Below are 11,327 nucleotides of genomic sequence, written 5' to 3'. Positions count from 1 at the left end.
CAATCGCGCGGCCGCGCCGCTGAAGCCTGCGGCAGATGCCAAGCTGCTCGATACGTCGGCACTTTCGGTCGATGAAGCCGTCGACCAGGTGCTGCAGTGGTACCGGGCACTCGGCCTGAAGAACTTCTATGTGCTGACGCGCTACAACCGCAGCTTCTTCTACGCACTCACCGTGTACCAACTCGGCGAAGCCGTGAAAGCGCAGATGGAAGCGAGCGGCGCGCTGCAACCCGCGGCTGACGACGCGCAGCCGCAGTAATCACCGGCTACCCAAAGAAAAAGCGCCGCTTCTGCGGCGCTTTTTTTATCGATGCGCGTATCGCGCACCCGTCTCGCTCACGCGGGAAACACGCCCGTGGACAGGTAGCGGTCGCCACGATCGCAGACGATGAACACGATCGTCGCATTCTCGACCTGACGCGCGATGCGCATCGCGACTTCGCATGCGCCGCCCGACGAAATGCCCGCGAAAATGCCTTCGACCGCCGCGAGCCGGCGCGTCATCGTTTCCGACGCAGCCTGGCTCACGCTCTCGACGCGGTCGACACGGCTGCGATCGAAGATGGTCGGCATGTAGGCTTCCGGCCATTTGCGGATGCCCGGAATACGCGAGCCGTCTTCCGGCTGTGCACCGACGATCTCGATCGCCGGATTCTGTTCCTTCAGATAGCGCGACGTGCCCATGATGGTGCCCGTCGTGCCCATCGCGGACACGAAGTGCGTGATGCGTCCTTCGGTATCGCGCCAGATCTCCGGCCCCGTTGCTTCGTAGTGCGCGACGGGATTGTCGGGGTTGCCGAACTGGTCGAGGATCACGCCCTTGCCTTCGCGCTGCATCTGCTCCGCGAGATCGCGCGCCAGCTCCATCCCGCCCTTCACCGGCGTCAGGATGATTTCGGCACCATAAGCGGCCATGCTCTGGCGGCGCTCGACCGACAGATCCTCCGGCATGATCAGCACCATCTTGTAGCCGCGGATCGCCGCGGCCATCGCGAGCGCGATGCCCGTGTTGCCGCTCGTTGCCTCGATCAGCGTATCGCCCGGCTTGATGCGCCCGCGCGCCTCGGCCTTGCTGATCATCGACAGCGCCGGGCGATCCTTCACGGAGCCGGCCGGATTGTTGCCCTCGAGCTTCGCGAGCAGCACGTTGTTGCGGGCGCGAATCTCGTCGTCCGGCAGGCGGACCAGTTGCACGAGCGGCGTATTGCCGATCGTGTCTTCGATAGTTTTGTAAGCCATGGATATACCGTGAGTGCGAGGCCGATCAATCGATCGATTGTAAACCAGCACCGGCACCCGCGCCGGCAACCCCATTGCGACGATGGAATACGCGTGCCGCGCGGTTCGCGGTTCGCCACGCACGCCGCTCCACGCAAAAAACCCGCGGCATGCCGCGGGAAGCCGTCGCAACGACGGCGACTGAAGGAGCGCTTGTGTCGGTTGCTTGACGCGTTATTTCTGCGCGGTGCGGGCCGGTGCGGCGGCAGGCTTCGCTGCCACCGGTTTGGCCGCGGCCGACGGCGTAGCGCTCGTACCCGCCGCTGCACCGATCGTCAAACCTTCCTGCTGAAGCCGCTCGACGGTATGCCCGCCCATGCCCTTCACGCGCGTGGCGAGATCGTCCGCATTCCTGAACGGACCGCGTGCGCCGCGCTCGTCGAGAATCGCCTTGGCCCGCGCCGGGCCGATGCCCTTGATGCCGACGAGCGCATCCTCGTTCGCGGTGTTGACGTCGACGGCCGCCCAGGCCGACGCGACTGCGCCGAGCATGACCGCTGCGGCAAACCATTTCCTGATCATGTGCTGGATCTCCGAAGAAAAACGGCCGGCGGCTGCCGACCGTGAGACCCAGTCTATCGATGCAACGCTTCGGTTTAAACCTGGCCGGATAGCCAACGCACGTAGCGGTCGACGCCTTCCTGCACGGTCAGGAACGGTGCGTCGTAGCCGGCCGCGCGCAGTTTCGTCTGGTCGGCCTGCGTGAAGCACTGGTACTTGCCGCGCAGTGCATCGGGGAACGGCACGTATTCGATCAACCCCTGCTCGACCTGCTGCGCGAGCGTCAGCGGCGCCTGGTTGTCGAGCGCACGCAGCGTGTTCACGACCGTCGACGCGATATCGTTGAACGGCTGCGCCCGCCCCGTGCCGAGGTTGAAGATGCCCGACTTCTCCGGATGATCGAAGAAGAACAGGTTCACCTTGGTCACGTCCTCGACCGACACGAAATCGCGCGTCTGCTCGCCCGGCGCATAACCGTTGTACTCGCCGAACAGCTTCACCTTGCCTTCCGCGCGGAACTGGTTGAAGTTGTGGAACGCGACCGACGCCATGCGACCCTTGTGCGTCTCGCGCGGGCCGTACACGTTGAAATAGCGGAAGCCCGCGATCTGGCTCTTCGCGCTCGGCAGCACGCGACGGATCACCTGGTCGAACAGGAACTTCGAATAGCCGTACACGTTCAGCGGCGCCTCGACGTCGCGCTCCTCGACGAAACGCGTCGAGCCGCCGTAGATCGCGGCCGACGACGCATACAGGAACTGCGTGCCCTGCGCGAGGCAGGTATCGAGCACCGCGCGGCTGTAGCGGAAGTTGTTGTCCATCATGTAGCGGCCGTCGGTTTCCATCGTGTCCGAACAGGCGCCTTCATGAAATACCGCGCGCACCTTGCCGAAATCGCCACGCGCGAAGCGTTCGACGAATTCGGTCTTGTCGAGATAGTCGTCGATCTCGCAGTCGACGAGATTGCGGAACTTGTCCGCGCGGGTCAGGTTGTCGACCGCGATGATGCGCGTCTCGCCGCGCTCGTTGAGCGCCTTGACGATGTTCGCGCCGATAAAACCGGCTGCGCCGGTGACGATGAGGGTCATGATCGTCCTGCCTGAAAAAGTGCGAGCCACTCGTGCGGCGCGCTCGTCGCGCCGCCGAATGCGCTCAGTGAAACAGTTCGTCGTAATCCACCGTGGCCGTGCCGAGCTTACCGACCACGATGCCTGCCGCGCGATTCGCGAGCACCACGGCGTCGACGAGCGGCACACCGGCGCCGAGCATCGTCGCGACCGTCGCGATCACGGTGTCGCCCGCGCCCGACACGTCGAACACTTCGCGCGCGAGCGCCGGTGCATGCAGTTCGCCGCCCGCGGAAAAGAGCGTCATGCCCTCTTCCGAACGGGTGAGCAACAGCGCGTCGATGCCGAGCTCCGCACGCAGATTCGCGACGCGCGCGCGCAGGTCGTCTTCCGATTTCCACTGCCCGACCACCTCGCGCAACTCCGCGCGATTCGGCGTGATCAGCGATGCGCCGCGATAGCGTGCCCAGTCGTCGCCCTTCGGGTCGACCAGCACCGCCTTGCCGGCCGCGCGCGCCTTCTCGATCATCGTCGTGACGTGCGTCAGGCCGCCTTTCGCGTAATCCGACATCAGCACGACGTCGTGCTGCGGCAGCAGCGCATCGAAGCGCGCGAGCCCCGCGAGCAGCACCTCGTGCGTCGGCGTCGCCTCGAAGTCCACGCGCAGCAGTTGCTGCTGGCGCGCGAGCACGCGCAGCTTGATCGTGGTCGGGAGTGCCGGGTCGCGCTCGAGATGGGGCGTCACGCCGCTGCTGCCGAGCAGCTCGACGATCCGCTCGCCCGGTTCGTCGCAACCGACGACGCACAGCAGGCCGGCCTGGCCGCCGAGCGTCACGGCATTGCGCGCGACGTTGGCCGCGCCGCCGAGCCGCTCCTCCTGACGCTGCACGTGCACGACCGGCACCGGCGCTTCAGGCGAAATGCGATCGACGTTGCCGAACCAGTAACGGTCGAGCATCACGTCGCCGACGACGAGCACACGCGAGCGCGCGAGTTGCTCGCGCGGCACCGGAACGACTTCGCGAAGAGTATTCATCGTACGTTCAGCCACGGGAGGACGACTGGGGATCGACATACGGCCGGCCAATCGCGTAATAGTCGATGCCCAGCTCGGCCATCGCATCCGGCTCGTACAGGTTGCGCCCGTCGAAGATCACCGGCGCCTTCAGCTCGGCCTTCAGGCGCGTGAAATCGGGGCTGCGGAATTCCTTCCATTCGGTGACGATCACGAGGGCGTCCGCGCCCGTGACCGCGGCGTCCTGCGTGTCGACGAGATGCAGCCGCGCCAGCGCCTTCGCATCGTCGCCGAAATCCAGCGCGAACACGCGCCGCGCTTCGTCGATGGCGACCGGATCGTAGGCGCGCACGGTCGCACCGCGTTCGAGCAGCGCGGCGATCAGGCGGCGGCTCGGCGCCTCGCGCATGTCGTCGGTGTTCGGCTTGAACGCGAGGCCCCAGACCGCGAACTCGCGGCCCGTCAGGTCGGCGCCGAAGCGCTGCTCGATCTTGCCGATCAGCACGTCCTTCTGCGCATGGTTGGCGGCCTCGACAGCCTCCAGGATACGCAGCGGCTGGCCGTTCTCGCCGGCGGTGCGGATCAGCGCCTGCACGTCCTTCGGGAAGCACGAGCCGCCGTAGCCGACGCCGGCATACAGGAAGTGATAGCCGATGCGCGGATCGGAGCCGATCCCGCGGCGCACGGCCTCGATGTCGGCGCCGACCTTGTCGGCGAGATTCGACATCTCGTTCATGAACGAGATGCGCGTCGCGAGCATCGCGTTCGCCGCATACTTCGCGAATTCCGCCGAACGCACGTCCATGTAGATCGTGCGTTCGTGGTTGCGGTTGAACGGCGCGTAGAGCTTCTTCATCTTCTCGCGCGCGATCGTGCCGGTTTCGTCGTCGTCGACACCGATGATGATCCGGTCCGGGCGCATGAAGTCCTCGACCGCCGCGCCTTCCTTCAGGAATTCCGGGTTCGACACGACCGAGAAGCGATGCGCGACGCTGCCCGCGAGCCCGCGTGCGGCAAGCGCCTCGTCGACCACGCCGTGCACGCGCCGCGCGGTGCCGACCGGCACCGTCGACTTGTCGACGATCACCTTGAAGCCCGTCATGTGGCGGCCGATGTTGCGCGCGGCCTCGAGCACGTATTGCAGGTCGGCCGAGCCGTCCTCGTCAGGCGGCGTGCCGACGGCGATGAACTGGATCTCGCCATGCGCGACGCTCGCCTCGATGTCGGTCGAGAAACGCAGGCGCCCCGCCGTGCGGTTGCGCGCGATGATGTCCAGCAGCCCCGGTTCGTGAATCGGCATCCCGCCGTTGTTCAGGATGTCGATCTTGCGCGGATCGACATCGAGACAGAAGACGTCGTGACCGATCTCCGCGAGGCAGGCGCCCGTGACGAGGCCGACATAGCCGGTGCCGATGATGGTGATTTTCATAGATGTTCCGGTACTTCCCGGTAATTGACTAACTTGGCCGCCGGGACGAGCCCGGCGGCAACCGCAGCGCGTTGGCTCCGCGTGCCGGGATCAGCCCGGCATCGCAGGTTCGACGCGGCGCGGCGCATAGGTTTCCCAGCCGCTGCATCCGGGGCACTGCCAGTAGAAGAGCCGTGCCCGGAAACCGCAATTCTGGCACGTATACCGCGGCAGATTTTTCGTGCGCTGCTTGATCAGCGCACGCATCATTTCAAGTTCCTTACGACGCGGTTCCTCGGCCGCCGCGATCTGCGCATCGAGCAGGTGCAGCATCCCCGACAGGTTCGGCGACTTTTCCATCTGCGTCCGCGCGAGCGTATGCGCCGCATCCTGGCCGCGCAACCCGGCGATATGCTGATAGGCGATGTCGAGCAGGTCGTTCGACGGATAACGATCGACGTACCCCATCAGCAGTTCGGCGCCTTCAGCGTTCTTGCCGAGCGCGACGTACGCCTTCATCAGCTTGTCGGCGACGAGCGGCAGATATGCCGGGTTCTGCGCTTCGACGCGCTTCCAGTGCTCGATCGCGGCCGCGTGGTCGCCCGCTGCTTCCGCCGCGTCGCCGGACAGCACCGTCGCGCGGACGTTCTGCGGATTCACGGTCAGCGCGAGGCGCAACTGTTCGGCCGCGGCAGCAGCATTCTTGCGCTGCAGCGCGTCCTGCGCGAGTTCGCAGTGAAACTGCGCAATTTCGACGCCGAGCGGCTTGTCGCTCATCGATTCGATGCGCTTCGCCGTGTCGATCGACTTGTTCCAGTCCTTCTCGATCTCGTAGATCGTCAGCAGCGCCCGCTGCGCACCCAGTGCGTAGTCGCCGTCCGCGAGCTTGTGGAACGCCTCTTCGGCGCGATCCAGCAGGCCGGCTTTCAGGAAATCCTGCCCCAGTTCGTACAGCGCGTGGTCGCGCTCGTTGACCGGCAGGTCGGTGCGGCTCAGCAGGTTCTGGTGCACGCGGATCGCGCGGTCGGTCTCGCCACGACGGCGAAACAGGTTGCCGAGCGCGAAGTGCAGCTCGACCGTTTCGGGATCGAGCTTGGCCACCTCGATGAACGCATCGATCGCCTTGTCGGGTTGTTCGTTCAACAGAAAATTGAGGCCGCGAAAATACGAGCGCGGCAGGTTGGCACTCTCCGACAGGAGATTCTTCAGGTCATAGCGTGACGCCGCCCAACCGAGCGCAAACGCGACCGGAATCGCGAGCAACCACCAGAAATCCAGATCCATGCGAAATATCGAAGCAGAGACGAAAACCGCGCGATGATCGCGCGGCGTCCGTGTTAAATGACGGGCGGCATCGGCGGCTGGTCGATGACGGCGGGCGTTTCGCGCGCCGCACGCAGATCGCGCTTCAAACGCCCGTTCTCGAGACGCAGCCGGAAGATCGAAGGCAGCGCGGACAGCAGGCCAGCCAGCAGCCCCACGGCGAAGAATGCCAGGCCGATCAGGATCAGCGGCGCTTGCCATGCGTAGCCGGCAACGAAATTCAGCGTCGCGGTTTGTGTATTGGCCAGCGCAAGCACCAGCAGCAGGACGAACACCAATACCCGGATCAGCCAGACGATAAACTTCATGAAGCCCTCTCTTTGTTGAGGTTTGCCGCGGCGCGCGACTCCCCTTCGTCGCACCGAATCGACCCGTATTGTAAAGGAAGCGTTTCCGCGGCTGCGCACATCCTGTGCGCGGCGTTACGCGTCAGTGGGCGGAAATGAAAAAAGCGCCCGCAAGGGGCGCTTTTCTTTTCAGCCTTCGCCGGACAGGTTCCGGGCACACCGAACGACGCTCAACGGTCGTCGTCCGGATCGTCAGCCTTCAGCGGTTCACCGGCGCGGCCGTCGACGCGTTCACGCAATTCCTTGCCAGGTTTGAAGTGCGGCACGAACTTCTCGGGCACCTGCACTTTCTCCCCCGACTTCGGGTTGCGTCCGACGCGCGCCGGGCGACGATTGAGGCCAAAGCTGCCGAAACCCCGAATTTCAATGCGATGCCCTTTCGCCAGGGCGTCGGACATCGCATCGAGCATCGTTTTCACCGCGAAATCCGCATCCTTGAGGACAAGTTGCGGAAATCGCGATGCCAGCTGCGCGACCAACTCGGATTTGGTCATACTTCAGCAGACCTCGTAAGGCTTACTGGTTCTGGCCGTCGAGCTTCGCCTTCAGCAGCGCGCCGAGGTTGGTCGTACCGGTCGCAGCAGCGCTGGAGTCCGACTGCAGGCCGCGGATCGCTTCCTGTTGTTCGGCCGAATCCTTCGCCTTGATCGACAGGTTGATGCCGCGCGACTTGCGATCGATGTTGATCACCATCGCGTTGACCTTGTCGCCTTCCTTCAGCACGTTGCGTGCATCTTCGACGCGATCCTGCGAGATTTCCGACGCACGCAGGTAGCCTTCGATGTCACCCGTCAGCGTGACGACCGCACCCTTCGCATCGACCGTCTTCACGACGCCGTCGACGATCGAGCCCTTGTCGTTCATTGCAACGTAGTTGCTGAACGGGTCGCCTTCGAGCTGCTTGATGCCGAGCGAAATGCGCTCCTTCTCGACGTCGATACCGAGCACGATTGCTTCGACTTCGTCGCCCTTCTTGTACTTGCGAACGGCTTCTTCGCCGGCTTCGCTCCACGACAGGTCCGACAGGTGGACCAGGCCGTCGATGCCGCCCGGCAGACCGATGAACACGCCGAAGTCGGTGATCGACTTGATTGCGCCCGTGATCTTGTCGCCCTTCTTGAAGTTGCGGCTGAAGTCATCCCACGGATTCGGCTTGCACTGCTTCATGCCGAGGCTGATACGACGACGGTCTTCGTCGATCTCGAGGACCATGACTTCGACTTCGTCGCCCAGCTGGACAACCTTCGACGGCGCAACGTTCTTGTTGGTCCAGTCCATTTCCGACACGTGGACGAGGCCTTCGATGCCCGATTCCACTTCGACGAATGCGCCGTAGTCGGTGATGTTCGTGACCTTGCCGAACAGGCGCGTGCCCGACGGGTAACGGCGCGAGATGCCTTCCCACGGATCGTCGCCCAGTTGCTTGATGCCCAGCGAGACGCGGTTCTTCTCTTGGTCGAACTTGAGGATCTTCGCGGTGACTTCCTGGCCAACCGACAGGACTTCGCTCGGGTGACGCACACGACGCCATGCGATGTCGGTGATGTGCAGCAGGCCGTCGATACCGCCGAGGTCGACGAACGCGCCGTAATCGGTGATGTTCTTGACCACGCCGTTGACGATCGCGCCTTCCTTCAGCGTCTCGAGCAGCTTCGCGCGCTCTTCGCCTTGCGTTGCTTCGATCACTGCACGACGCGACAGCACGACGTTGTTACGCTTGCGATCGAGCTTGATCACGCGGAACTCGAGCGTCTTGCCTTCGTACGGGGTCGTGTCCTTGACCGGACGCGTGTCGACCAGCGAACCCGGCAGGAACGCGCGGATGCCGTTGACCATCACGGTCATGCCGCCCTTCACCTTGCCGGTGATCGTGCCGGTGACGAGCTCGTTGTTGTCGAGCGCCTTTTCCAGCGACAGCCACGATGCAAGGCGCTTCGCCTTGTCGCGCGACAGGATCGTGTCGCCATAGCCGTTTTCGAGTGCGTCGATCGCGACAGACACGAAATCGCCCGACTGCACCTCAACCTCGCCCTGATCGTTCAGGAATTCCTCGATCGGAATGTAAGCCTCGGACTTCAGGCCTGCATTGACGACCACGAAGTTGTGGTCGACGCGCACGACTTCGGCGGAAATCACTTCGCCGGCGCGCATGTCTTGGCGGGTCAGCGACTCTTCGAACAGAGCCGCAAAGGATTCGGTATTCGGGGTGGAGGTTTGCAGGTCGGACATAAAAATCTGATTGTGCATGGCTCGCTGTGCCACGCCGGCCGGAATGGCAGGCTGAAAGGGCCAGATCGAAGACCACACGGGGTTAAGGGTTCGAAACACGCTCCGCGCTTGCGACGCGGAGCACCTACCGCTGCCCGCCTTCTCAGGCGGGCTGGCCGAGTGCCCGGTACCACTGCAGCACCTGGTCGACGGCTTCATCGACCGAAAGTGCCGACGTATCGAGCAGCTTGGCATCTGCCGCAGGCTTCAGCGGCGCGGCCGCGCGATTGCTGTCGCGCGCGTCACGTTCACGAAGATCCCGGAGCAAGTCATCTATATTAGCAGAAAAACCTTTTTGCATCAATTGCTTATGCCGCCTCGTCGCGCGTGCCTCGGCGCTGGCCGTCAGGAACACCTTCAACACGGCGTCCGGGAAGATCACCGTGCCCATGTCGCGGCCGTCCGCCACGAGGCCCGGCGTCTTGCGGAACGCCCGCTGGCGCGCGACGAGCGCGGTGCGCACGGGGCCGTGCACGGCAATCGCCGACGCACGGTTGCCGACCGCTTCGGCACGAATGTCGTTCGACACGTCGACGCCGTCGAGCTGCGCGCAACCTTCGCGGAACGTGATGTGCAGATCGTCGATCAGCTTCACCAGCGCGTCGATGTCTTCCGCGGCGATGCCGTAGCGCACGCTCGCGAGCGCCGCGAGCCGGTACAGCGCGCCGCTGTCGAGCAGGTGAAAGCCGAGGTGCGCGGCGACGAGCGCCGCGACGGTGCCCTTGCCGGAAGCGGTCGGGCCGTCGATCGTGATGACCGGAGTCGGGTGAAAGGGTCGGGTCGATTTCATCGGAACAGTCGGGTCAGGCCTTGGCGAGCGCGGCGAAGCGGTCGAAATAGTCGGGGAACGTCTTGCCGACGCACTTCGGATCGTTGATCCGCACGGGCACGCCGCCCAGGCTGACGAGCGAGAAGCACATCGCCATCCGGTGATCGTCGTACGTATCGATCGCCGCGTTCGGCGTGAGCGTTTCCGGCGGCGTGACGACGAGATAGTCGGGGCCTTCCTCGACGATCGCGCCGACCTTGCGCAACTCGGTCGCCATCGCGGCGATGCGGTCGGTCTCCTTCACGCGCCAGCTCGCGATATTGCGCAGCGTGCTCGTGCCGTTCGCGAACAACGCCGCGACCGCGATGGTCATCGCCGCGTCGGGAATCAGGTTGAAGTCCATGTCGATCGGCTCGAGCTTGCCGTGATCGTGGCCAATGCCACGCACGTCGATCCAGTCGTCGCCCATCGTCACGTTCGCACCCATCTGCATCAGCGCATTCGCGAAACCGACGTCACCCTGGATACTCGCCCGCCCCACGCCCTCGACCCGCAGCGGGCCGCCGCCGAGCGCGCCGGCCGCGAGGAAATACGACGCGGACGACGCGTCGCCCTCGACCATGATTCGCCCCGGCGAGCGGTAGCGGACGCCGGCCGGCACGACGAAGCGCTGCCAGCCGTCGCGCTCGACGGTCACGCCGAAGCGCGCCATCAGCCGGATCGTGATGTCGATGTACGGCTTCGAGATCAGCTCGCCGTCGACTTCGACGACGGTCCGGCCATCCTTCGCCTTCACGAGCGGCAGCGTCATCAGGAGTGCGGTGAGGAACTGGCTCGACACGTCACCGCGCACGCGGATCGGCGCATCGACCGAAATCGTCGCAGGCTTGATCCGCAGCGGCGGGGAGCCTTCGTTCAGCTCGTAGTCGATCTGCGCGCCGATCTGGCGCAGGCCGTCGACGAGATCGCCGATCGGCCGCTCGTGCATGCGCGGCACGCCGTGCACGCGGTAGTCGCCGCCGTTCACCGCGAGTGCGGCGGTCAGCGGCCGCACGGCCGTGCCCGCGTTGCCGAGGAACAGGTCGGCCGTCTTCGCGGTGAACGCGCCGCGCGTGCCGGTGACGACACAGGTGTCGCCATCGCGCGCGAGCTTCACGCCGAGCTTGCCGAGTGCGTCGAGCATCACACGCGTGTCGTCGGAGTCGAGCAGGTTGGTGATCGTCGTTTCGCCTTCGGCGAGCGCCGCGAGCAGCAGCACACGGTTCGAAATGCTCTTCGAGCCGGGCAGGCGCACGGTGCCCGATGCGCTGGAGTACGGGCCGAGATCGAGGTAGTCCATGGGAATCGTCCT

12 protein-coding genes are annotated in these 11,327 nt (G+C 64.8%); 1 reads left to right on the top strand and 11 read right to left on the bottom strand.

Translation table 11 applies throughout. The features are described 5' to 3' along the window. Positions 1 to 259: lytic murein transglycosylase (locus tag H3O04_RS36125; RefSeq protein WP_237666313.1), on the top strand; the 259-nt coding region annotated here is incomplete at its 5' end. A 77-nt stretch (positions 260 to 336) separates the two neighbouring features. On the opposite strand, the gene cysM is transcribed toward H3O04_RS36125, so the two are convergent. The 11 genes from cysM to aroA all read right to left on the bottom strand — a co-directional run bounded on the left by cysM (position 337) and on the right by aroA (position 11,315). Beyond that, positions 337 to 1,239 carry a cysteine synthase CysM gene (gene cysM / locus H3O04_RS16415; protein WP_006476564.1) on the bottom strand — a complete coding sequence of 301 codons (903 nt, stop codon included), beginning with the start codon at positions 1,237 to 1,239 and terminating at the stop codon, positions 337 to 339. A gap of 213 nt (positions 1,240 to 1,452) precedes the next feature. After that, positions 1,453 to 1,800, bottom strand: a complete 348-nt coding sequence (locus H3O04_RS16410) for a ComEA family DNA-binding protein (protein WP_006476565.1) — start codon at positions 1,798 to 1,800, stop codon at positions 1,453 to 1,455. Between the two features lie 74 nt (positions 1,801 to 1,874). Beyond that, positions 1,875 to 2,867: an ADP-glyceromanno-heptose 6-epimerase gene (rfaD, locus tag H3O04_RS16405; RefSeq protein WP_006476566.1), complete on the bottom strand. Its 993-nt coding sequence runs from the start codon at positions 2,865 to 2,867 to the stop codon at positions 1,875 to 1,877. A gap of 64 nt (positions 2,868 to 2,931) precedes the next feature. Then, positions 2,932 to 3,882, bottom strand: coding sequence for a D-glycero-beta-D-manno-heptose-7-phosphate kinase (gene rfaE1 / locus H3O04_RS16400; RefSeq protein WP_011694215.1), 951 nt, complete (start codon positions 3,880 to 3,882; stop codon positions 2,932 to 2,934). A gap of 7 nt (positions 3,883 to 3,889) precedes the next feature. Continuing rightward, the gene (locus tag H3O04_RS16395) at positions 3,890 to 5,290 is read right to left on the bottom strand and encodes a UDP-glucose dehydrogenase family protein (protein ID WP_011544889.1); all 1,401 of its coding nucleotides are present in this window, start codon (positions 5,288 to 5,290) and stop codon (positions 3,890 to 3,892) included. Between the two features lie 90 nt (positions 5,291 to 5,380). Beyond that, complete coding sequence (gene lapB / locus H3O04_RS16390) at positions 5,381 to 6,553, bottom strand: lipopolysaccharide assembly protein LapB (protein ID WP_011544888.1); 1,173 nt, start codon at positions 6,551 to 6,553, stop codon at positions 5,381 to 5,383. Positions 6,554 to 6,606: 53 nt separating this feature from the next. Beyond that, entirely contained in the window at positions 6,607 to 6,900 is a 294-nt protein-coding gene (locus H3O04_RS16385) for a lipopolysaccharide assembly protein LapA domain-containing protein (RefSeq protein WP_012328123.1), read from the bottom strand. 209 nt (positions 6,901 to 7,109) lie between these two features. Continuing rightward, the gene (locus H3O04_RS16380; RefSeq protein WP_011544886.1) at positions 7,110 to 7,433 is read right to left on the bottom strand and encodes an integration host factor subunit beta; all 324 of its coding nucleotides are present in this window, start codon (positions 7,431 to 7,433) and stop codon (positions 7,110 to 7,112) included. Between the two features lie 22 nt (positions 7,434 to 7,455). Beyond that, positions 7,456 to 9,168, bottom strand: a complete 1,713-nt coding sequence (rpsA, locus tag H3O04_RS16375; protein ID WP_011544885.1) for a 30S ribosomal protein S1 — start codon at positions 9,166 to 9,168, stop codon at positions 7,456 to 7,458. A gap of 142 nt (positions 9,169 to 9,310) precedes the next feature. After that, a complete protein-coding gene (gene cmk, locus H3O04_RS16370; protein WP_006476573.1) occupies positions 9,311 to 9,997 on the bottom strand; it encodes a (d)CMP kinase in 687 nt (228 codons plus the stop codon). 13 nt (positions 9,998 to 10,010) lie between these two features. Next, positions 10,011 to 11,315 (bottom strand): 3-phosphoshikimate 1-carboxyvinyltransferase, encoded by a 1,305-nt coding sequence (aroA, locus tag H3O04_RS16365; RefSeq protein ID WP_202588069.1) that lies wholly within the window; start codon positions 11,313 to 11,315, stop codon positions 10,011 to 10,013. Positions 11,316 to 11,327 lie beyond the last annotated feature (12 nt).

The organism is Burkholderia sp. KCJ3K979 (assembly GCF_016759955.1).
GTDB classification, from domain to species: domain Bacteria; phylum Pseudomonadota; class Gammaproteobacteria; order Burkholderiales; family Burkholderiaceae; genus Burkholderia; species Burkholderia orbicola.
Note: the sequence above shows the minus strand (reverse complement) of the source record. Positions and strands in the feature narration are given on the sequence as shown.